The sequence below is a fragment of the Campylobacter volucris genome (genome assembly GCF_008245045.1).
GTDB lineage: Bacteria > Campylobacterota > Campylobacteria > Campylobacterales > Campylobacteraceae > Campylobacter_D > Campylobacter_D volucris.
This window is the reverse complement of record NZ_CP043428.1, coordinates 1,167,453-1,189,425: the sequence shown is the minus strand read 5'-3', so window position 1 is coordinate 1,189,425 and position 21,973 is coordinate 1,167,453. Positions and strand designations below refer to the sequence as shown.

At 26.7% G+C, this 21,973-nt stretch carries 21 protein-coding genes and 2 pseudogenes; 19 read left to right on the top strand and 4 right to left on the bottom strand.

Translation table 11 applies throughout. The annotated features are described in order from the left end of the window. Positions 1-6 precede the first annotated feature (6 nt). The 12 genes and pseudogenes from CVOLT_RS06180 (at position 7) to CVOLT_RS08255 (ending at position 10,973) form a co-directional block, all read left to right on the top strand. Positions 7-1,014 carry an NAD-dependent 4,6-dehydratase LegB gene (locus tag CVOLT_RS06180; protein ID WP_039665933.1) on the top strand — a complete coding sequence of 336 codons (1,008 nt, stop codon included), beginning with the start codon at positions 7-9 and terminating at the stop codon, positions 1,012-1,014. 27 nt (positions 1,015-1,041) lie between these two features. Next, positions 1,042-1,764: a class I SAM-dependent methyltransferase gene (locus tag CVOLT_RS06175; RefSeq protein ID WP_039665932.1), complete on the top strand. Its 723-nt coding sequence runs from the start codon at positions 1,042-1,044 to the stop codon at positions 1,762-1,764. Further along, positions 1,761-2,435, top strand: a complete 675-nt coding sequence (locus tag CVOLT_RS06170; RefSeq protein ID WP_039665931.1) for a class I SAM-dependent methyltransferase — start codon at positions 1,761-1,763, stop codon at positions 2,433-2,435. The genes CVOLT_RS06175 and CVOLT_RS06170 overlap by 4 nt, the downstream gene beginning before the upstream one ends. Further along, complete coding sequence (locus tag CVOLT_RS06165; RefSeq protein ID WP_052243188.1) at positions 2,425-3,339, top strand: GNAT family N-acetyltransferase; 915 nt, start codon at positions 2,425-2,427, stop codon at positions 3,337-3,339. The genes CVOLT_RS06170 and CVOLT_RS06165 overlap by 11 nt, the downstream gene beginning before the upstream one ends. 63 nt (positions 3,340-3,402) lie before the next feature. Then, positions 3,403-3,534, top strand: coding sequence for a hypothetical protein (locus tag CVOLT_RS08130; RefSeq protein ID WP_256375838.1), 132 nt, complete (start codon positions 3,403-3,405; stop codon positions 3,532-3,534). A gap of 1 nt (position 3,535) precedes the next feature. Then, positions 3,536-4,540 carry an N-acetylneuraminate synthase gene (gene neuB, locus CVOLT_RS06155; protein ID WP_039665930.1) on the top strand — a complete coding sequence of 335 codons (1,005 nt, stop codon included), beginning with the start codon at positions 3,536-3,538 and terminating at the stop codon, positions 4,538-4,540. Then, positions 4,521-5,681: a UDP-N-acetylglucosamine 2-epimerase gene (gene neuC / locus CVOLT_RS06150; protein ID WP_039665929.1), complete on the top strand. Its 1,161-nt coding sequence runs from the start codon at positions 4,521-4,523 to the stop codon at positions 5,679-5,681. Before neuB ends, neuC begins: the two co-directional genes overlap by 20 nt. Continuing rightward, a complete protein-coding gene (locus CVOLT_RS06145; protein WP_039665928.1) occupies positions 5,678-6,709 on the top strand; it encodes a glucosamine-1-P guanylyltransferase in 1,032 nt (343 codons plus the stop codon). Before neuC ends, CVOLT_RS06145 begins: the two co-directional genes overlap by 4 nt. Beyond that, a complete protein-coding gene (locus tag CVOLT_RS06140; RefSeq protein ID WP_039665927.1) occupies positions 6,706-7,590 on the top strand; it encodes a glucosamine-6-P synthase, isomerase subunit PtmF in 885 nt (294 codons plus the stop codon). Before CVOLT_RS06145 ends, CVOLT_RS06140 begins: the two co-directional genes overlap by 4 nt. Beyond that, positions 7,583-8,290, top strand: a complete 708-nt coding sequence (locus CVOLT_RS06135; protein WP_039665926.1) for a flagellin modification protein, acylneuraminate cytidylyltransferase — start codon at positions 7,583-7,585, stop codon at positions 8,288-8,290. The genes CVOLT_RS06140 and CVOLT_RS06135 overlap by 8 nt, the downstream gene beginning before the upstream one ends. After that, positions 8,290-9,054 (top strand): flagellin modification protein PtmA, encoded by a 765-nt coding sequence (ptmA, locus tag CVOLT_RS06130; protein ID WP_039665925.1) that lies wholly within the window; start codon positions 8,290-8,292, stop codon positions 9,052-9,054. Before CVOLT_RS06135 ends, ptmA begins: the two co-directional genes overlap by 1 nt. Then, positions 9,042-10,973 (top strand): annotated as a pseudogene (locus tag CVOLT_RS08255) (motility associated factor glycosyltransferase family protein). Before ptmA ends, CVOLT_RS08255 begins: the two are co-directional and overlap by 13 nt. Before the next feature lie 4 nt (positions 10,974-10,977). Here the strand turns inward: CVOLT_RS08255 and CVOLT_RS06120 are convergent. Continuing rightward, positions 10,978-11,787, bottom strand: a complete 810-nt coding sequence (locus CVOLT_RS06120; protein WP_039665924.1) for a glycosyltransferase family 2 protein — start codon at positions 11,785-11,787, stop codon at positions 10,978-10,980. A 46-nt stretch (positions 11,788-11,833) separates the two neighbouring features. Between CVOLT_RS06120 and waaF the strand changes: the two genes are divergently transcribed. From waaF to CVOLT_RS06090, 6 genes are all read left to right on the top strand, one after another. Then, positions 11,834-12,760, top strand: coding sequence for a lipopolysaccharide heptosyltransferase II (gene waaF / locus CVOLT_RS06115; RefSeq protein ID WP_039665923.1), 927 nt, complete (start codon positions 11,834-11,836; stop codon positions 12,758-12,760). Further along, complete coding sequence (locus tag CVOLT_RS06110) at positions 12,750-14,249, top strand: MBOAT family O-acyltransferase (protein WP_149104689.1); 1,500 nt, start codon at positions 12,750-12,752, stop codon at positions 14,247-14,249. The genes waaF and CVOLT_RS06110 overlap by 11 nt, the downstream gene beginning before the upstream one ends. Before the next feature lie 8 nt (positions 14,250-14,257). Further along, a complete protein-coding gene (locus CVOLT_RS06105) occupies positions 14,258-15,340 on the top strand; it encodes a hypothetical protein (RefSeq protein ID WP_039665922.1) in 1,083 nt (360 codons plus the stop codon). An 85-nt stretch (positions 15,341-15,425) separates the two neighbouring features. Further along, the gene (locus tag CVOLT_RS06100) at positions 15,426-15,728 is read left to right on the top strand and encodes an HU family DNA-binding protein (RefSeq protein WP_039666305.1); all 303 of its coding nucleotides are present in this window, start codon (positions 15,426-15,428) and stop codon (positions 15,726-15,728) included. An 83-nt stretch (positions 15,729-15,811) separates the two neighbouring features. Next, a complete protein-coding gene (cysK, locus tag CVOLT_RS06095) occupies positions 15,812-16,714 on the top strand; it encodes a cysteine synthase A (protein ID WP_039665921.1) in 903 nt (300 codons plus the stop codon). A gap of 9 nt (positions 16,715-16,723) precedes the next feature. Then, positions 16,724-18,109, top strand: a complete 1,386-nt coding sequence (locus tag CVOLT_RS06090; protein WP_039665920.1) for a replicative DNA helicase — start codon at positions 16,724-16,726, stop codon at positions 18,107-18,109. A gap of 29 nt (positions 18,110-18,138) precedes the next feature. On the opposite strand, the pseudogene tpx reads toward CVOLT_RS06090, so the two are convergent. The 3 genes and pseudogenes from tpx to CVOLT_RS06075 form a co-directional block, all read right to left on the bottom strand. Further along, positions 18,139-18,624: pseudogene (gene tpx, locus CVOLT_RS06085) on the bottom strand (thiol peroxidase); the annotation flags it as partial. A 10-nt stretch (positions 18,625-18,634) separates the two neighbouring features. Next, positions 18,635-19,978: a magnesium transporter gene (gene mgtE, locus CVOLT_RS06080; protein WP_039665918.1), complete on the bottom strand. Its 1,344-nt coding sequence runs from the start codon at positions 19,976-19,978 to the stop codon at positions 18,635-18,637. A 1-nt stretch (position 19,979) separates the two neighbouring features. Beyond that, the gene (locus CVOLT_RS06075) at positions 19,980-21,140 is read right to left on the bottom strand and encodes a M23 family metallopeptidase (RefSeq protein WP_456263933.1); all 1,161 of its coding nucleotides are present in this window, start codon (positions 21,138-21,140) and stop codon (positions 19,980-19,982) included. 133 nt (positions 21,141-21,273) lie between these two features. Between CVOLT_RS06075 and CVOLT_RS06070 the strand changes: the two genes are divergently transcribed. Further along, positions 21,274-21,972, top strand: a complete 699-nt coding sequence (locus CVOLT_RS06070) for a plasminogen-binding N-terminal domain-containing protein (RefSeq protein ID WP_052243186.1) — start codon at positions 21,274-21,276, stop codon at positions 21,970-21,972. Position 21,973 lies beyond the last annotated feature (1 nt).

The following is a 21,973-nucleotide window of genomic DNA, read 5'->3' as shown; positions in this document are numbered from 1 at the left end:
AAAATCATGAAAAAGATATTAATCACAGGTGCAGATGGTTTTATAGGTTCGCATTTGGTTGAAATGCTTTATGAGCAAAGCAAAATGCAAGAGTCGTCATTTTATGGATATGAGATTAGAGCTTTAAGCCAGTATAATTCTTTTAATCATTGGGGATGGCTTGAAGATATCAAGTGTTTAAAAGATATTGAAGTAGTTTGTGGGGATATTCGAGATCCATTTTTTTGTAAAAATATCACTAAAGATGTAGAAATCATTTTTCATTTGGCTGCTTTGATTGCTATACCATTTTCTTACATCGCTCCTTCATCTTATGTGGAAGTTAATATCAATGGGACTTTAAACATATGTCAAGGTGCGCTTGAAAATAATGTAAAACGCATCATCCATACAAGCACGAGTGAGGTTTATGGCACTGGCTTGTATGTGCCTATTGATGAAAAGCATCCTTTGCAAGCACAAAGTCCTTATTCAGCTAGTAAAATAGGTGCTGATGCAATGGCGATGAGTTTTTATAATGCTTTTAATCTTCCACTAACTATAGCAAGACCCTTTAACACTTATGGTCCAAGACAAAGTGCAAGAGCGGTTATACCTACTATCATCACGCAAATTGCAAATGGGGCTAAACAGATCAAGCTTGGAGATGTAACGCCTACTAGAGATTTTAACTATGTAAAAGATACTTGTGCGGGATTTTTAGAGCTAGCTCAATGTAAAAATGCCATAGGCGAGGTGGTAAATATAGGCTCAAATTATGAAATTAGTATTAAAGATACTTTAGAGCTTATTAAAAAACTTATGAATTCAAATGTGGAATTTATCATAGAAAATGAGCGTATAAGACCTGAAAATAGTGAAGTTTTTAGACTTAGATGTGATAATAGTAAAATCAAAAATCTTACTAATTTTATACCTCAATATGACATAGAAAAAGGTTTAAGTCAAACTATAGAATGGTTTAGCAATCCTTTAAATTTAAAAAAATATAAAAGCGATATTTATAATGTTTAGACATACAAATTAAAAAAAGGAGTATTTGTGGAAAATAAATTTATTTTAAATTCTGAAATTTCAAAGAATTTAGGAGATAACTCTCAAATTTGGGAAAATATATTTGCAAATAAAGAATGGGGTAAATACCCAAGTGAATATTTGATACGCTTTATAGCCAGAAATTTTTATAATGTTTCTAATAGAAAAGATATTAATATTTTAGAACTAGGACTTGGTACAGGAGCAAATTTATGGTTTTGCGCAAGAGAAGGTTTTAGTGTAAGCGGTATAGAGTGGAGTCAAAATGGAGTAGATAGATTTTTAAAAAGAATGAAAGAAGAAAATTTATTAAACTTTGTAAAAGATATAAAAATTGGTGATTATTTTGAAAAGCTAGATGAATTTGAAGATGAGAGTTTTGATTGTTTTATAGATAATTATTCTTTAGCTTATAATGATTTTGATAAAACAAAACAAATTATTGAAAAAGTTATGAAAAAATTAAAACCAAAAGCTAAATTTATTTCAGCAACGCCAAGTTTTAATAATCTTGGATTTTATCATGATGAAAATTTAGCTTATCATACTTGTAAGCCTACTCAAGGTCCTGATGCTTTTACTGGAGAAATTAGATATTGTGATGATAAGGATATTACATCATTGTATAATGGAGCAAATTATAAAGTTGATTGTGTTAAAACTTTAATTTCAAAAGAAAAAGATATTGTGGAAAAAGAGCTTTATATCATAGAAGGAAGTAAATTATGAATAATTCGAAACTTTGGGAAAATATATTTGCAAATAAAGAATGGGGTAAATACCCAAGTGAATATTTGATACGCTTTATAGCCAGAAATTTTTATAATGTTTCTAATAGAAAAGATATTAATATTTTAGAACTAGGACTTGGTACAGGAGCAAATTTATGGTTTTGCGCAAGAGAAGGTTTTAGTGTAAGCGGTATAGAGTGGAGTCAAAATGGAGTAGATAGATTTTTAAAAAGAATGAAAGAAGAAAATTTATTAAACTTTGTAAAAGATATAAAAATTGGTGATTATTTTGAAAAGCTAGATGAATTTGAAGATGAGAGTTTTGATTGTATCATAGAAAATTTGTCATGGTGTTGCAATGAAAGAGAGAAAACCAAGGCAACTTTTAAAAAAAGTATAAAAAAATTAAAACCAAATGGCAAATTTATTTCAGCAACTATAGGAAGTAACACTTTTGGTTTTGATAAACATAAATTTGATCTTCAAGAAATCAAAGAGGGTATTTACACAGGTGTAGGATTGTTGCGTTGTGATGATGAGTTAAGCTCTAAAGAGCTTTACAGTGCAAATGATTTTGTATTAGAACATTTGCATAAAATTAGCTGCGAAAATAATGGAATTATCTATAATGAATTATTAATCATAGAAGGTAAAAAATTTGCAGTTTAATAATGATATTTATCTTAATGAAAACTATGTGAAATTGTATGGAGAAGTGTTTGTCTTTGAAAATTTCGATGGCGATAAATATTTTAAAATCATTGCAAATAAATATCCAATAAAATCTTCTAAGTATTTTGATTTACAAAGCGTATATGGTTATGGGGGGGGGTTATCTTGTAATAGCAATGATGAAAATTTTATCAAGCAAAGTATAATAAAATTTAAAAACACCGCTAAAAAACAAAACATCATAGCCTTTTTTATTAGATTTCATCCTTTTGATTTAAACATAGATATTTATAAAAAATATTTAAATTTTTTTAGACAAGAAAAAAAGATAATCATAGTAGATACTACAAATACTATTGCTTCAATTCGAAAGAATTATAGTTTGAGAATGAAAAGTATTGTGAATCAAGCTAGAAGATTGATTGAAATTTTACAATGTGACAAAAATGAAACATTAAGTTTTTATGAGCTTTATCAAAAAACTATGCTAAGAAATAATGCTAGTAAATTTTATTTTTTTAATAAAGAATATTTTGAGAAATTGTGGAATTTTGAAGATTATGTAGTATTTAAGGCGCGATTAAATAATGAAGATATAGCTTTTGCTTCATTTTTCATGGGTGAAGAAATAACTTATTATCATTTAAGTGCAAATACTCTTAAAAATAATGCAAATGCTTTATTGTTGGATCATTTTTTTGAATTTTCAAATCAAAAAGGAAAACAAAAATGTATTTTAGGGGGTGGAGTAAAAGATGATGATAGTTTGTTTGCGTTTAAATCAAAATTTTCAAAACAATTTACTTATTTTTGCATAGGTGGAATTGTTATTAATGATGAAGTATATAACAATATGTGTGAAAAATACGATAATAATTATTTTTTAAAATATAGAAATTAGATATTCAAATTTTACAAATTTTAGGTAAGATGATTACAATATTAATGTTAATAGGAAAATTTGATGATATATTGTGATTATTGTGTGATGTCATTTAAAACTTTATATTTAGGAGAGTATGATCCTATTAATATTTTTGATTTTGAAGATGAAGGAAGTGCTCATCATTTTATATATATTGGCATAAAGGAATAATTTGAAAAAAACCATAATCATAGCTGAAGCTGGAGTTAATCATAATGGTGATATTAATATAGCTAAAAAACTTATTAAAGCAGCTAGTGAAGCTGGGGCTGATTATGTTAAATTTCAAAGTTTTATAGCTAGTGATTGTGTGAGTAAAATAGCTAAAAAAGCTTCTTATCAACTTGCAAATACAGATAAAAACCAAAGCCAATTGGATATGATTAAAAAGCTAGAACTTGATGAAAAAGCACATGAAGAATTAATCAAGCATTGTAACAAGTGTGGTATTAAATTTCTTTCAACTCCTTTTGACTTAAAAAGTATAGAGCTTTTGGCTAGATTAAATGTGGAATTATTTAAGATTCCAAGTGGTGAGCTTACAAATTATCCTTATCTTAAAAAAATTGCTTCATATGATAAAAATATCATTCTTTCAACAGGTATGGCTACACTTTTAGAGATTCAAAATGCTTTAAATGTTTTAACAAGTAATGGCACTCAAAGAGAAAAAATCACTATTTTACATTGTAATAGCGAGTATCCAACACCATTTGAAGATGTAAATTTAAAAGCTATGCAAACTTTAAAAGAAACTTTTAATTTGCCTGTGGGATATTCTGATCATACTTTGGGTATAAGTGTACCTATAGCAGCTGTGGCTATGGGGGCTTGCGTGATAGAAAAGCATTTTACTTTAGATAAAACTATGCAAGGGCCAGATCATAAAGCTTCACTAGATATAAATGAATTAAAAGCTATGGTAAAAAGCATTAAGGATATAGAGAAAGCTTTAGGAGATGGGGTTAAAAAGCCAAGTAAAAGTGAAATGAAAAATATCGATATAGTTAGAAAATCTTTAGTAGCTAAAAAAACTATTAAAAAAGGTGAGTATTTTAGTAAAGAAAATCTTACCACAAAGCGTCCAGGAAATGGAATTTGTGCGATGAACTATGAAAAATACATAGGAAAAATAGCACAAAAAAATTATCAAGAAGATGAGCTTATTAATGAATAAAAAAATTTGTGTAGTAAGTGGGACTAGAGCTGAGTGGTATTTGTTAAAAAATTTATGTAAAGAAATAAAAAATGATAAAGATTTAATACTTCAGCTTATAGTAAGTGCTTCTCATTTAAGTCATGATTTTGGCTTAACTTATAAAGATATAGAAAAAGAATTTAAAATAGATAAAAAAATCAATATTTTATTAAGCTCAAATGATAGTATAGGTATTTGTAAAAGTATGGGGCTTTTGCAAATTTCATTATGTGAGGCTTTTGAGGAATTAAAGCCAGATATTGTAGTAATTTTAGGTGATAGATATGAAATGCTAGTAGTTGCAAGCACTTGTTTGATGATGCAAATTCCATTAGTGCATCTTTGCGGAGGAGAATTAACTTTAGGTGCTATAGATGATAGCATAAGACATGCTATTACTAAAATGTCGCATTTGCATTTTGTAAGTACAGAGCTTTATGCTAAAAGAATTATTCAACTTGGAGAAAATTCTAAAAGAGTTTTTAATGTGGGCTCAATAGGTGGAGAAATCATACAAAATATGCAATTTTTGAGCAAAGAAGAGTTGCAAAATCAATTAAATTTAAAATTTAATGAAAATATATATTTAATTACCTATCATCCACAAACTTTAAATTTAAAATCAACTCAAAAAGAAATTGAAATTTTATTAAATTTTTTAGACCAATTAGACAATGCTACTTTGATTTTTACCAAGGCAAATGCTGATGAAAGCAGCTTGATGATTAATGAAATTTTAAAAAAATATTGTGATGAAAATAAAAATAAGGCCAGTTTGTTTGATAATTTAGGCTCTTTAAAATATTTAAGTCTTATGAAAATTGCTAAAGCAGTGATTGGAAATAGTTCAAGTGGAATTTGTGAAAGTCCTTTTTTTAAAACCCCGTGTATTAATATAGGAGATAGACAAAAGGGTAGAATTTTTGCTAAAAATGTTATTAGTGTTGGTATTAATGATCTAGATAAAGCTTGGAAAATATTTAATTCAAAATCATATAAAGATGAATTAAAAACGATGATAAATCCTTTTGCAAGTGAAAATTCTAGTTATAAAATTAAAACAATTTTAAAAGAGCAAAATTTAAAATCATTATTATTTAAAGAGTTTGTGGATTTATGAATATAGAAAAATTAAAACTTAAAGAAAAATCTAGCATCAAAGAAGCTTTAGCTACCATAGGGAATTTAAGAGTTAGACTTGGTGTGGTAGTAGATGAAAAGGATAAATTTTTAGGTATTATTAGCGATTCTAATATTAGAAAAGCATTGATTAATGGTTATAAGCTAAATGATAGCATAGAAAAAATTTATACAAAAAATCCTATTGTGGTTGATGAGAAAACTAGTGAAAAATCTTTATTAAATTTAAGTGCAAAATACGATATTTATGATTTTCCAGTTATTAATAAGCATGGTAAGATCATTCAAATTAAATCCATAGCTTCTTTACTAAACAAAAATAAAAACAAAAATCAAGTTATTTTAATGGCAGGAGGCTTAGGTACTAGATTAAAAGAGCTAACTAAAAATACTCCAAAGCCTATGCTAAAAATTGGCAATAGACCTATACTTGAAACTATTATCACAAGATTAAATGAACAAAAATTTGAAAATCTTACACTTTGTTTAAACTATAAAAAACATATCATCCAAAAATATTTTCAAGATGGGGCTAAATTTGGTGTAAATATTGATTATATAATTGAAGAAAAGAAATTAGGCACAGCAGGGGCTTTAAGCTTAATAAAACAAGATTTAAAAGAAAGTTTTATTGTAATGAATGCTGATATTTTAACTGAACTTGATTTTAATAAACTATTAAAAGCACATAAAAAAAGTAAGGCTTTAATGAGCGTAGCTCTTAGAGAATTTAGCTATCAAGTTCCTTATGGTGTTATAGAACTTGAAAATAAATTTATCACTAAAATCACTGAAAAACCAACTTATAAATTTTTAGTTAGTGCAGGAATTTATGTATGTGAGCCTTGTGTGCTTTCATTTTTAGAAAAAAATCAATACCTTGATATGCCTGATTTGATTAAAATAATTATGCAAAAAGGCAAGGTAAATTCATTTGTGATTGATGATTATTGGATTGATATAGGAAGAATGGATGAGTTTTTAAAAGCTAGTGAGGATTTTAAGTGAAAGCTTTGATTATAGGTTTTGGAAGTATAGGTAAAAAGCATTTTACAGCTTTAAAAGAGCTTGGATATGAAGTTGATATAGTTTCTAAAACTTATAAGCAAAGAAATTTTTTTCATATAAGTGAAGTAAATTTAAAAGAATATGATTTGTTTATCATAGCAAATATAACAACAGAGCATTTTAAAACTTTAAAATTCATAGATGAAAATGTAAAAGATAAAATTATCTTAGTCGAAAAACCTTTATTTGAAAAATATAAAAAATTCATACCTAGTTTAAATAATAAAATTTACATAGCTTATCTTTTAAGGTTTAATCCCTTGGTGAAAGATTTAAAAAATATATTGTGTGAAGATAAGGGTGTTTATTTTGCCAAATTTGTTTGTTCGTCATATTTACCAAATTGGCGCGATGTTGATTATACTAAAAATTATAGTGCTAAAAAAGAATTAGGCGGTGGAGTTTTACTAGATTTATCTCACGAGTTAGATTTAGCCTTTTATTTTTTTGATAATTTAAAACTTTTATATAGTCAAAATTTAAAAATTTCAGAGCTTAAAATAAATAGCGATGATTTTGCTTTTTTAGCTTTAAAAGCTAAGAAAAAATTAATTCATATAAGACTTGATTATTTTTCTAAATTTGTTAAACGAGAAATTGTATTTTGCTCTAAAGAAAAATCTTACAAAGTTGATTTGATTTCAAATCAATTATTTGTTTTTGATAAAAATGGTTTAATAGAAGAAAAAAAATACGAAAATGATACAATCAATACTTTAAAAAATATGCACAAAGCAATTTTAAAAAAAGATGAAAATTTATGCACTTTAAATGAGGCTTTTAAAGTTTTAAAACTATGCGATAAGGTTAAAAATGGATAATATTTTATGCACTATTTGTGCAAGGGGTGGAAGCAAGGGAGTAAAAAATAAAAATATTAAAAAAATTAATAATTTAGAATTAATTGCTTATAGCATAATCCAAGCTAAAAATTCTAAACTTTTTGAGCATATAGTAATTAGCACAGATAGCGATGAAATAGCACAAGTTGCTTTAAAATACGGCGGAGAAGTTTTTTTTAAAAGAGATGAAAATTTGGCAAAAGATGATAGTGCTAAATTGCCTGTTATAAAAGATGCTTTAATAAAAAGTGAAGAATATTTTAATACTAAATTTGACACTATAATAGATCTTGATGCTTCTGCACCTTTGCGAAATAGTAAAGATATTTGCAAAGCATATGAGCTTTTTAAACAAGAAAAAAAATCAAATTTAATTACAGCTACTCCAGCAAGACGCAACCCATATTTTAATCTAATAGAAGTAGATAACGATGAGGTAAAAAAATCTAAAGAAGGAAATTTTACTACACGTCAAAGTGCTCCAAAATGTTATGATATGAATGCTAGTATTTATATTTTTACTAGGGAAAAATTGTTAAAAAATGATACTTTATTTGGAAAAGATACGAGTTTGTATATAATGGATGAAAAAACAGCTTTTGATATAGATAGTGAGTTTGATTTTGAAATAGTAGAATTTTTAATCAAAAAGGCTAATTTAAAACAGGAAGATTTTTAATGATTAAAGATAAAGTAGTATTTATAATAGGAGCATGTGGTCGTATAGGGAGTGCTTTGAGCAAGGCGTGTTTAGAGCATAATGGAAAAATTATCATTGCAGATATTAACGAGGAAGGATTATTTCACTTAGCATTAAAATTAAATAACAAAGAATGTATTTTAAGCAAAAAAATTGATATAAATGATCAAAAAGCAATTGAAGATTGTTTAAAAGAAGCTGTTTTAAAATTTGGAAAAATTGATGCTTTTGTTAATTGTGCTTATCCTGTGAGTAAAGATTGGGGGAAAATTGCTTATTATGAAGCAAGTTATGAACAAATTTGTGAGAGTTTGAATTTGCATTTGGCTAGTTTTATTTTTATAGCTAATATAATGGTAAAATTTTTTAAAAAACAAGGCTTTGGAAATATTATTAATTTAAGTTCGATTATGGGTGTTTATGCGCCTAAATTTGAAAATTATAAAGGAACTTCTATGCAAAGTTCTTTAGAATATAGTGTTATAAAAGCTGGCATTAATCATCTTGGTGTTTGGCTTGCTAAAGAGCTTTTTAATACAAATATAAGAGTAAATAGCGTAGCCTTTGGTGGTATAAAAGACAATCAACCTCAAGTGTTTTTAGATTCTTATAGAAAGTGTTGTGCTTCTAAAGGTATGCTAGATGCTAATGATGTGTGCGGGACTTTGATGTTTTTAATGTCAGATTATTCTAAATTTATAACAGGACAAACTATAATAGTAGATGATGGATGGGGACTTTGATGAGTATTTTAGAAAATAATATTAATGCAGTATTTGATCATAATTTAAAAGAGCAATTAAAAAAAGTAAATCAAACTTATCAAATAATACAAGGTAATGATAATTTAGATATAAATATCATAGACGGGGGGGGTATAAGCTTTATGATAAGCCGCTAGAAGAATTGAATAAAACATTAAATTTATACAATGATAAATATCTTTTATATCCCGCATTGTTCTTTTATGGTTTTGGAAATGGAATTTTATACAAAGCTCTTTTGCAAAATCCAAATCATAAGATTATTTTAGTATTTGAACCTGATGTAAATATAATCTATACTATGTTTAAAGTGATAGATTTTTCTCAAGAATTAAAAGAAAATAGATTATTATTACTAGATCCAAATAATGAAAATATCAATGATTTAAAAAATTTATTTTTAAACAATTTGATATTTAATTTTTTAAGGACTTATTTTTTAGAGATACATTGTGATTATTATGATGGCAAGTATCAAGAAGAAATTTTAAAATTAAATTCTTTAATACAAGATGCTATAAAAGAAAATATAATTTCTATTGGTGATGATCCATTGGATACTTTACAAGGCATAAAACATTTTATACAAAATATTCCTAAAATGATAGCTCATCCAAGTTATAAAGAATTATTAAATAAAAGAAAAAATTTAAGCGATACAGCTATCATAGTCTCAACAGGACCTAGCTTAACTAAACAACTTCCACTTTTAAAACAATACCAAAACAAAGCCAGTATATTTTGTGCTGATAGTGCTTATCCTATACTTGCAAAAGCAAATATTAAACCTGATTATGTTTTTTCGCTTGAGAGAACTGATTTTACCAGTGAATTTTTTAATAATGACTTTGGTGAATTTGATAAAGATATATTATTTGTTATTAAATCAGTCACTCATCCAAATACTATTAAATATTTAGAAAAAAATAAAAGAAAATATATGATAGTTTCAACTCCAGAATATTTTTTTAAATATTGCTCTTTAAATGATTTTGGGTATTTTAACATGGGATGGAGTGTTGCCCATATCCTGTTATTTATCGGTTCATTTAAAACATGGCAATATAATATTTATTGGGCAAGATTTAGCCTATAATGATATAGGAGAATCTCATCCAAAAGATTATCAAAATTCATCTACTTTCGAAACTGATACCTATGAACATATAGATGTGTTAGGATATGGTGGAATAGGCCATGTTAAAACACATAAAACATGGATTTTTTTTAAAAAAATACTTGAAAATGATATTCTTACCTTTAATAAGATGAATATAAAAATTTATAACTGCACTGAGGGTGGAGCAAGAATAAATGGAACCATTGAAGAGCCTTTTAAGCAAGTATGTGAAAAATTGTTAAAAAAAGATTTGAATAAGCCTTTTATAAAACTTGAAAATTTAAATTTAAATAAACAAAATGAATTATTATTAAAAGCATATTTCAAAATTATAAAAAGCGTTAGGCAATATGAAAATTTAAAAAAAGAATTATGCGAAAGAAATATATCTATAAATAAAAATTTATTACATATTGATAATTTAGATATTCAAAATTCTATACATATATTTGAATTAATATTAAAACAAATTGATGAAATTAAAACTAGCATATATCGTTGTGGTTTGTTGAATGGACCTTTAATCAGGCAATTTGAATTAAATTTAGCAAGAATTTATGTGTTAAATCCAAAAACACAAGAAGATAGCTACAATAAATCAATGCTTTGGATAAAAGAACACCTAGATTGGATAAAATTAATCATAGCTCATATAGACTCTCAAAAGGAAGTTTTGCAAAGAAGTATAGTTACAACTAAAGATGAGCTTATAGAAAAAGGTTTTCTAAATTTAGTAGAAAAAATCGAGCAAAGAGCTTTAGAAAATGTTAATTTTTGATATTTTATAATCTATTTTTTAAATTTATCCAATCTCTTTCTAAATTTTCAAGTAATTTTTCATTAAATTCTTTATAATCAAAATCACATGAGAGCTTTTTTATAAGCTCAAAGCTTCTTTTTTTATCTTTATAATTTTGATATAAAATTGCTTTATTTTTATTTTCATATCTTCCAAATTCATTAAATTTATAATGATAAAAACATTCTTTAGATACAAAAAAACTCTCACTAATCATAAAATTTATATAGTTAAAAAACACATCTTCACCATAACACAATCTTTCATATATATCAAAATAATCAAAACTTTTAAGCAAATTTTCTTTTTTATAAAGCTTAGCCCAAACACTCCAGCAAAAATGCTTTTGATTGAGTAAGAAATTTAAAAAATTACCCTTATTAAAATATTCATTATTTTGAAATCTATAAAATTTTTTAAATTTAACTCTATGAACAAAAGCATCAAAAATAATCATATCAACATCATTTTTTATATATTTTAAAGCTAACTCACAAGCTTTTAAATCCAAATAATCATCAGGATCTAAAAACATCATATAAGGTGAGTTTGAATTTAACACACCTATATTTCTACTTGCAAAAGTGCCTAAATTTTTATCATTGTGTATGATTTTTATTCTTTCATCTTTACTAGTATATTCTTTGGCTATATCTATGCTTTTATCATTTCCAAGGTCATCTACTACAATGATTTCTATATCTTTAAAACTTTGTTTTATACAACTATCTAATGCTCTAGCTATGTATTTTTCTACATTATAAGTTGGAAGTATGATAGAAATTTGACTCATTTTACGCCCTTAATTATGGTAAAATTATATCTTTTTAAGGAATAAAATGAAAATTTTTATAAATCTACCTACTTGGCTTGGCGATGCTGTTATGGTAAGTGCGACAATTTATGCTATAAAAGAAAAATGTCCAGATGCTAATTTTTTATTTTATGGTTCTTTTGTTAGCACAGAACTTTTTAAAAATTTACAAAATTCAAAAATATTAGTAGAAAATAAAAAACAAAGATTTTCTCAAATTTTTAAAATCAGAAAAGAACTTGGTAAATTTGATCTTGCTATTAGTTTTAGATCGGCTTTTTCAAGTAAGATAATATTAAATTTAATAAAAGCAAAAAAAAGATTTTATTTTGATAAAAATCAAAATAAAAATGAACATCAAGTTTTAAAATACTTAAAATTTATAGAAAATTCTTTAAATTTTAAAGCTAATTCAAATTCTTTAAAACTACCCATAAAAGCAAAAACTACGAAAAAAATTCTAGGGATAAATGCTGGAGCTCACTATGGAAGTGCTAAAAGATGGAATAGTGAGTATTTTGCACAAGTAGCAAAAGAATTTGCATCTACTCATAAAATAATAATTTTTGGTGTAAAAACCGAACAAAAAATATGCGATGAAATACAAAATTTACTTTTAAAAGATGGGGTGCAAGCTAAAAATTTATGTGGAAAAACTAGCATTTTTACTTTATGTAAAAACATTTCTATGCTAGATATTTTAATCACTAACGATAGCGGACCTATGCACATAGGCGCAGCTTATGGAATAAAAACCATAGCTATTTTTGGATCGACTAATTTTCATCAAACATCACCTTGGCAAAAAAATGCAAGATTAGCACATTTAAATTTAGCTTGTATGCCTTGTATGAAAAGAATTTGTCCATTAAAGCATCACGCTTGTATGAATGATTTAAAACCACAAATTGTTATAGATAAAGCAAAGGATTTATTAAAAAATGATATTTAGTTCATATGAGTTTATTTTTATATTTTTACCCATAACGCTCATAATTTTTTATGTTCTCAAAAAAACAAATCATATAAATTTAGCTAAGATATTTTTAGTTTTGGCAAGTTTGTTTTTTTATGCATTTTGGAAAGTCGAATATGTCTTTATATTATTATTTTCAATGTTTGTTAATTACAACTTTGCAAATTTATTATTAAAAAATACTAATTTACGGGGGGGGATATTATGGCTTGGTGTAATATTTAACATAACTTTGCTTGGATTTTTCAAATATAGTGATTTTTTACTAGAAAATTTCAATACTTTTTCAAAACTAGCAAATTTAAATTTTAATATACCATTACCACACATACTTTTACCACTTGCTATATCTTTTTTTACTTTTCAACAAATCGCATTTTTGGTTGATTGTTATAAAAAAGATAACATAGAAGACTTAAAAGATAAAAATGGATATAAAATAAATATCATAGATTATTCTCTTTTTATAACTTTTTTTCCACAATTAATAGCAGGTCCTATAGTTCATCACAAAGAAATGATACCCCAATTTCATACTTTATTAACAGATAAAACTTTTATTAATTGGGAAAATATGGCAAAAGGTTTATTTATATTTTCTATAGGTTTTTTTAAAAAAATATACATAGCTGATTCTTTTGCTAAATGGGCAAATGCTGGATTTACTATAGTGGAAAATGATGGATTTTTAAATATCATCGCAGCTTGGTTTGTATCTTTTTCTTATACTTTTCAGCTTTATTTTGATTTTAGTGGATATTGTGATATGGCTATTGGGCTTGGCTTGTTTTTTAGTATAAGATTGCCTATAAATTTTAACTCGCCATACAAAGCTTTAAATATATCTGATTTTTGGAGAAGATGGCATATAACTTTAGGAAGATTTTTAAAAACTTATGTTTATATACCACTTGGCGGAAATAAGGTTTCTAAAATATTAAACTTGAGAAATCTTTTTATAGTAGCTTTTATAAGTGGTTTTTGGCATGGAGCTGGCTGGGGTTTTGTTATATGGGGAATTTTACATGGATTAGCTATGGTTATACATAGAATTTATACTTTCATAACCCCAAATACAAAATTTAAAGAAAATATTATCTATAAAATATTTGCTTGGTTTATAACATTTAATTTTATAAACATATCTTGGATTTTTTTTAGAAGTGAAAATTTGCAAGGCGCTATAAATTTATTAAAATCAATGTTTGGTATAGTTTGGGTGGATTTACCGATTAAATGGCATAGAACAAGAGAGACTTTTGAAGCTATAGGTGGTAATAATGAAACATTTTTTTACGCTATAGTCGCTTTTATGTTATGTTTATGGCTTAAAAATAGTATTTATTATTTAGATAATTTTAAAGCAAATTATAAATTTGTATTTTTAACAGCTTTTACTTTGTATGTTAGTTTAATAACATTATTTTCAGTTCCTTATGTGGAATTTATATATTTTAATTTTTAAGGATTAAAATGACTTATAAAAAATTTGTGTTTTTATCTATTTTAATACCTTTACCTATTATTTTTACATTAGGAATTTTGCTTTATGTTTATGACCCTTTAAGACTTTATCATAAGCCTTGGTTTAGAGATGATACATATTATTCAGACATAAGACTTCAGGCAAAAAGTATTATTGATAATAATGATTTTGATTCTGTTATAATTGGCTCATCTATGCTTGAAAATACTTCAGCCAAAGAAGCTTCTGAAAAATTAAATGCTAATTTTATTAATTTGTCTATAGCGGCTAGTACTTTCAGTGAAAGATTTATTGTTTTAAAATATTTAATTGATAAAAAAAATCTAAAGAACATTATTTATTCTTTAGATGGATTTACATTAGTAAATGGTGATAAAATTCAACCAAATATAAAAAGATTCCATTTTTTGTATGATAAAAATAAATTTAATGATTTTAAAATATATTTAAATAAACATTTTATTTTATGTGCAATAACATTTTCTCAAGAAGAACAATGCGTTGGAAAAAATATAAAAGTTGATTATTTATTACGTTGGAAAAAAGATAAAAATACTTTAAGCACATTACTTCTAAATAATAAAAATAATATTTTTTTTGAAACAACTAGTTTTTTGAAAAAATGCAATTATACCAATAATACTCAATATATTAGTAATTTTTTATTGAAAATGTTTCAACAAACAAATATTAATTTTCATTTGATTATTCCTACTCAACCAAGAATATTTTATAAGTTAAAAAAATATAGAGATTATTTTGATAGTTCTGTAGAGAATTATTTTTTTTCATTTTATAAAAATATACAGTTTATTGTTCAGCAAAGTCAATATTATCCAAATGTCAAAATTTATGGTTTTGATGATTTAGATTATGCTGATGATATAGCAAATTATAAAGATCTTGTTCATTATAATATAGATATGAATTCAATGCAACTTGATGCTATAAAAAATAATACTCATATTTTAACAACCGAAAATATAGATGAATATTTTAAAATTATGGAAGAAAAAATAATATCTTATGATTTGCAACCTATTATTGAAAAAATTAATAAAAATAAATAATATTTTAATTAAAATTGCTCAAAACCCTTGCAAAAGCTGTTTAAATGTGTTAAACTTAGCAATCATTTTAAAAAAAGGAGCTTTTATGACTAAAGCAGATTTTATTTCTCAAGTTGCTCAGACTGCAGGGCTAACTAAAAAAGATGCAGCTGCTGCTACAGATGCGGTTATTGCTACTATTAGTGATGTATTAGCAAAAGGCGATAGCATTAGCTTCATTGGTTTTGGTACTTTTTCAGTAGCTGAAAGAGCTGCTAGAACAGCTAGAGTTCCAAGCACAGGAAAAACTATCAATGTTCCTGCTACTAAAGTTGCTAAATTTAAAGTAGGTAAAAATCTTAAAGACTCAGTTGCTGCTGCTAAAGCTACTAAAAAAGCTAAAAAATAATTCTTCAAGCAAGAGTTTAAACTCTTGCACTTTTCTATTAATATTCTTTTGATATTGTTTTTTAAAATATTAAAAGGAAAAAAATGCAAATTTATAATAATATCTTAGAATGTATAGGAAATACCCCAATAGTTTCTTTGAAAGAATTTTCACCAAATCTTTATGCAAAATGTGAGTATTTTAACCCAAGCCATTCTATCAAAGATAGAGCTGCTTTTGAAATGATAAGCCAAGCTTTAAAAGAAAAAAAGATAAATCAAGATTCAACCATCATTGAAGCTAGTAGTGGAAATACAGGTATTGCCCTAGCAATGATTTGTGCAAGTTTGAAACTAAAACTTGTTATTGCTATGCCAGAATCAATGAGTATTGAGCGTAGAAAAATGATGAGTTTTTTTGGGGCAAAGCTTGAATTAACTCCTGCTAGTAAAGGTATGCAAGGAGCTCTAGATAGAGCAAATGAGCTTTTAGAAGAAATACCTAATTCTTTTATAATAAGCCAATTTGAAAATATTAATAATAAAAATGCACATAGAAATAAAACAGCCTTAGAAATTTTAGATATTATGCCTGATGTTGATATTTTTGTTGCAGGTTTTGGCACAGGTGGGACAATTAGTGGTGTAGGAGAAATTTTAAAAGAGAAAAATCCCAATGTTAAAATCATTGCTATAGAGCCCAAGTCTTCTCCGCTTTTGAGTCAAAAAATAGCTTCAAGCCATAAAATTCAAGGCATAGGAGCAAATTTTATCCCTAAAATTTTAAATCAAGATATCATAGATGAAATTTTGTGTGTAAGCAATGAAGATGCTATAAATACTGCTTTAGAGCTTGGAAAAATTGGTATTATGGCAGGAATTTCAAGTGGTGCTAATGTTTTTATAGCTTCGCAAATTGCAAAACAAAATCAAGATAAAAAAGTTTTAACTATGTTAAACGATACAGCTGAGAGATATCTATCAACAGATTTGTTTTTAAATTTATAGGAGTGATTGATGAGTCAAAATAATGAGCATTTTGATTTGGATTTAGAAAGAGCTATACTTAGTTCTTGTATTTATAGTGAAGATTCTTTTTTTAGCATTTCTTCAGATATTGAAATCAATGATTTTTCACTAAAAGCTCATCAAGATATTTATAAAGCCATTTTAGCTTGTGTGAATGCTGGTGAGCCAATTAGCATTAGCTTTATCAAAAAACATAAAAAGGTTGATGAGGAAATTTTAGCTGAAATTTTAGCAACCACTTCTATAGCTGATGTTAGTAAATATGCTCATGAATTAAAAGAAAAATCAATCAGAAGACAACTTTTAAATTTTGCTTATACCATTCCAACTAGAGTCAATGAAGATAAAAGCATTTCTCAAATTTCCGATGAAATTGGTAAGGAAATTTTTAATCTAACCAATAGAGTAAATTCTAGTAGCATTAAGGATGTAACTATGGTTATGTCTGAATTAATGGAAGAATTTAAAAAATTAAAAGAATCAGAAACTAAAGATATTTTAGGACTTGATACAGGTTTTAGCGAGCTTAATAAAATGACAAAGGGCTTTAAAGCAGGAGATCTTATCATCATTGCTGCACGGCCTGGTATGGGTAAGACTACAATTTGTCTAAATTTTATAGAAAAAACTTTAAGACAAAACAAAGGCGTAGTGATGTTTTCACTAGAAATGCCTGCAACCCAAATCATGCAAAGATTAATAAGTGCTAAAACATCTATTCCATTGCAAAAAATTTTAATTGCAGATTTAAATGATGATGAGTGGAGTAGGGTGGGTGATGCTTGCAATGAGTATTCTCAAAAAAATCTTTATATTTATGATAGTGGTTATGCTAGTATAGCTGATATTCGCTCGATTTTAAGAAAAATCAAAGCTCAAGATGAAAGTATAGAGCTTTGTGTGGTTGATTACATAGGTCTTATGATGAGTAATTCTGCGTTTAATGATAGACATTTGCAAGTTAGTGAAATTTCAAGAGGCTTAAAGCTTTTAGCAAGAGAATTAAATATGCCAGTAATTGCGCTATCTCAGCTTAATCGTTCATTAGAAAGTAGAGCAAATAAGCGTCCTATGCTTAGCGATTTAAGAGAAAGTGGTGCTATAGAGCAAGATGCTGATACTATTTTGTTTGTATATAGAGACGAAGTATATAGAGAACAAGAAGAAAAAGAGCGAGAAAATAAAGCAAAAATGGAAGGAAAAAATTACGAAAGAAGATTTATGCCAAATCCTGTTCAAGAAAAAGCTGAGTTAATTATAGGTAAAAATAGAAATGGTCCAGTAGGTCATGTGGATTTGTTATTTTTAAAAGAAAAATCTTGTTTCATAGAAGCTCCTAAAGAAGAATTTGTTGTGACTAATTTTGAAGAATGAGGTAAGCTATAGCCATAATTTTCATACATAAATATTTCTAAATCTTTAAAGTCAAGTTTTTCCATAACATCTTTGCTAAATTGCTTATAAACAATTTTACCATTTTTTACTACAAAAATAGCTCGAGTTAAAAGCCCAGCAAAGATGCTACTGCCTATTAAAGTGCCATATTTTAAACCAAATTCTTTAAATGCAAAATCACTAGCAAACATTATATTAGCAATGCCTTCTGTGGCGCAAAATCTATCCATTGCAAAAGGAAGATCCATGCTGATTAAAATCACTTCTATATTTTTCATTGAAGCAAGTTTTTTGTTTGTTTCTTTAGCTTGTTTAGAGCAAACTGGAGTATCTAAACTTGGAACACTTAATAAAATTTGAGTTTTTCCAGCAGGGGCTATCTCTATAGAAGCTAAATTTTTAGTTTTTAGTGTGAGTTTTGGGGCGTTATCTCCTATATTTAACTCGTTTCCTAATAACTTAATTTCTTGATTTTTAAATTTTACAATTGCCATATTTACCTACCTATAATAACATCATTTTTGCTAAAAGTAAAAAACTAAAAAATCCCAATGCATCGGTAATTGCAGTAATGACAACACTTGAGCCAACTGCTGGATCAATTTTAAATTTTTTTAATGTTAGTGGCACAAAAGAGCCTACAAAACCTGCTAAAGCCAAATTTATAAGCATAGATAAAGCTATCACAAGTCCTAGCATAGCAGTTTTAAACCATATAAAAGCTATGATACTCATAATAATTGCAAAAATAAAGCCATTGAGTAAAGATATACCACTTTCTCTTAATATAACTTTTTTGGCATCTTTAAATTCAACTTCATTTAATGATAATTTTCTAACCGTAACAGCTAAAGCTTGAGAGCCTGTGTTTCCTCCCATAGAAGCTACAATAGGCATCAACACAGCCAAGGCTACTAGTTTTTCTATTTCCCCTGAAAAAAGACTGATGATATTGGCTGAAATTAAAGAAGTAGTGAGATTAATCATAAGCCAAAAAGCTCTTGCTTTGGCTGCTTTTAAAGCACTTTCTTCTTCTACTTCTTTATCAACACCTGCTAGGTTGTAGATTTGCTCGGTTGCATTATCTTGAATTAAATCATGAATATCATCATAAGTAATCCTTCCTAAAAGCACACCTTCTTCATTTACCACAGCTAACACACTCAAATCATAATCTTCTACCATATCAATAGCCATTTGTATATCATCATAATCTTTTACACTATAGCTTTTGTATTTATTGGTATTGTTTTTGATAATATCAGCAAAGCTTAATTTAAAGTCCCAAAGCAAAAGATCACTTAAATTGATAGAATTGCAAAGCTTTCCATCTTTATCGGTGATATAAATTTGAAAAATTTGATCTATTTTTTCACTTTTTTTTAAAATTCTATAGCGTTTTATTGCTTTTTCTATACTCTCATCTAAAGAAGCTGTGAAAATTTCAGTTTGCATATAAGCACCAGCTGTATTTTCATCGTAATTTTTTAAGCGTAAAATTTCTTCTTTATCTTCTGAGCTTAGACGATTTAAAATTGTGAGAGTTTTTTGAGGATTTATTTCTTCAAAACGCTTGATTAAATCAGTCGCATCATCGCTTTCGAGTTCTTCAACTGCTTTAGCTATTTTTGCGATGCTTAAATGTTCTAAAATATCTTCAAGTATATACTCAGGTGTTATAGTGGCAATATTTGCCAAAGTAAAAGTATCAAGTGAATTTAGGGTTTGTAAAAAAAGATTTTCATCGTGTCTTTTGATGGTTTTTAAAGCTTCATTGATTTCATATGTACTTTGATTGTTAGAAATATTTTTTAAAAGTTCTTGTGCTTTTAAAAAATCACTAGACATATCAAAGCTCCATTGAATTTTCTATATTTTGTTCTTTTGGTGGATTTTTAAAATCTTCTGTTACACTATAAAGTTTATTTTGATATTCTTTAGAGATTTTTAAAAATTCCTCTTTATCTTTACCACTTAAGCTTGATTTTGGAATTTTTACTATGGTTTCAGGATTTATAGCTTTGTTATTAAGATATAGGCCAAAATGTAAATGTGGTCCAGTGCTCATACCAGTTGATCCTACATAGGCTATGACTTGACCTTGTTTTACTTTTTGACCGCGTTTTATTTTAGCAAAACGATGTAGATGAGCATATAAAGTCATATAGCCTGATATATGTTTTACTTGTACTACTTTTCCATAACCACCTTTATTACCAACAAAACTAATCACTCCTTCACCAGCACTTTTAACAGGAGTTCCAGTTGGAGCAGCATAGTCTATACCTAAATGCGCTCGGTATCTTTTTAATATAGGATGGTATCTTGCTTTAGTAAAACGATCTGAAATTCTTGTGTATTGAACAGGTTTTATTAAAAAGAAATTTTCTAATTCTTTTCCTTGAGCATTATAATAAGAATCTTTATATAAAAAAACTAAATAATCTTTTCCTCTTATATTTGCCAAGGCTGCATTGATATTAATATCTCCAAAAAGCCTTCCTAGTCTTCTTTTTTGCTCATAGATTAAAACTACACTATCGCCTTTTTTTACATTTTTAAAATTCACACTATTTTTAAAAGCTCGCACCATAGCTCTAGCTAAAGTTACGCTACCGCTTTCATCATATACATCTTGATAGGCTGAGTTGTTTATGGCCACTCGTAAGGTTCTTGTTTCTTTTGTATAAGAAATTGGAGTAAAACTTAATACAAATTTATTTTCTATATTTTTATAAATATGAATTTGTAAATCATCGCTAATTGGGATTAAAACTTGCTCAAGCTCGCCTTGATCATCTTTTAGCATTTGATATTTTACTCCACTTGAAATTTCTGCACTTAATTCTTTGTCTTCAGCATCTAGATTATAGTATAAACTTAGTGGTATAGAATGATCTTGTAAAAAATCAAGCAAAGTTTTACCATTTTCCCAAGAAAGCTCTTCTACACTTGAAATTGCAAATAATTTTATAGATAAAATTAAAGATATAAAAATTTTTTTCATCATTAAAAATTCAAGCCTTCAAAATAAAATAAATTTGTATTTTACTTAATTTTTCTTACAATTTTGTAAGGAAAAAACAATATAATTTATTTTTTAATCCAAAAAAAGGAGAATAAAATTGATAAAAATTGTTCTAATGTGTTTTTGTTTTATAGTATTTTCATATGCAAAAAGTTTTGATTTAATACAAACAAAATTAGAAAAAGTAGAAGATATTTATGGTTATGTAAAAGATGATCCTAAAATTTTGATGCACTCAAGTGGTATAGTTGTACATAATATTGAAAATCAAAAAACAATTGTAGCAAGAGCTAGTGTAATAGGCCGTGAAAATGGTTTTGTGAAATTACAATTTAAAGTTTTTGATATGCTTACTCAAGATGCTATGCCTTTGCCAAATGTTTTGCCTGAAGTTGGGGATAAAGTTGTTTTAAATTATTTATATGATAGAGCTTTAATCATCGCTCCTGATAAAAAAGTTTATGACTATATAGCACAAAAATTTAGTGATTTGTATTTTTTACACCCTGATTTATTTGGTGCTCATATGATACAAGAATATCGCCAAACTCCAAGAAGATCAGATTTTAGATCATTTTGTTCAAAAAATGCTGTAGGACTTTTGGTAGTAGCTTTAGAAAAAAAAGCTGAATTGGTTGATTGCCAAGATTTTGAAAAATTACAAGAAATTGAAATTCCTCAAGCTCAAAGTTTGCAAATCCCATTTTACTCAAGAATTACAGGTTATAAAAGTGATATTTTTAGTTTAAATGATGAAAGTATAGGAAATTATTATATTTATTATGAAAAATTGATTAATTTAACTAGAGAATAAT

Bases quoted from the DNA above. Each gene is read 5' to 3' on its own strand.
- CVOLT_RS06180 (WP_039665933.1), top strand. From the start codon at position 7: ATGAAAAAGATATTAATCACAGGTGCAGATGGTTTTATAGGTTCGCAT.
- CVOLT_RS06170 (WP_039665931.1), top strand. From the start codon at position 1,761: ATGAATAATTCGAAACTTTGGGAAAATATATTTGCAAATAAAGAATGG.
- CVOLT_RS08130 (WP_256375838.1), top strand. From the start codon at position 3,403: ATGATATATTGTGATTATTGTGTGATGTCATTTAAAACTTTATATTTA.
- neuC (WP_039665929.1), top strand. From the start codon at position 4,521: ATGAGCTTATTAATGAATAAAAAAATTTGTGTAGTAAGTGGGACTAGA.
- CVOLT_RS06145 (WP_039665928.1), top strand. From the start codon at position 5,678: ATGAATATAGAAAAATTAAAACTTAAAGAAAAATCTAGCATCAAAGAA.
- CVOLT_RS06135 (WP_039665926.1), top strand. From the start codon at position 7,583: ATGGATAATATTTTATGCACTATTTGTGCAAGGGGTGGAAGCAAGGGA.
- ptmA (WP_039665925.1), top strand. From the start codon at position 8,290: ATGATTAAAGATAAAGTAGTATTTATAATAGGAGCATGTGGTCGTATA.
- CVOLT_RS06120 (WP_039665924.1), bottom strand. From the start codon at position 11,787: ATGAGTCAAATTTCTATCATACTTCCAACTTATAATGTAGAAAAATAC.
- waaF (WP_039665923.1), top strand. From the start codon at position 11,834: ATGAAAATTTTTATAAATCTACCTACTTGGCTTGGCGATGCTGTTATG.
- CVOLT_RS06110 (WP_149104689.1), top strand. From the start codon at position 12,750: ATGATATTTAGTTCATATGAGTTTATTTTTATATTTTTACCCATAACG.
- CVOLT_RS06105 (WP_039665922.1), top strand. From the start codon at position 14,258: ATGACTTATAAAAAATTTGTGTTTTTATCTATTTTAATACCTTTACCT.
- CVOLT_RS06100 (WP_039666305.1), top strand. From the start codon at position 15,426: ATGACTAAAGCAGATTTTATTTCTCAAGTTGCTCAGACTGCAGGGCTA.
- cysK (WP_039665921.1), top strand. From the start codon at position 15,812: ATGCAAATTTATAATAATATCTTAGAATGTATAGGAAATACCCCAATA.
- CVOLT_RS06090 (WP_039665920.1), top strand. From the start codon at position 16,724: ATGAGTCAAAATAATGAGCATTTTGATTTGGATTTAGAAAGAGCTATA.
- mgtE (WP_039665918.1), bottom strand. From the start codon at position 19,978: ATGTCTAGTGATTTTTTAAAAGCACAAGAACTTTTAAAAAATATTTCT.
- CVOLT_RS06075 (WP_456263933.1), bottom strand. From the start codon at position 21,140: ATGATGAAAAAAATTTTTATATCTTTAATTTTATCTATAAAATTATTT.
- CVOLT_RS06070 (WP_052243186.1), top strand. From the start codon at position 21,274: ATGTGTTTTTGTTTTATAGTATTTTCATATGCAAAAAGTTTTGATTTA.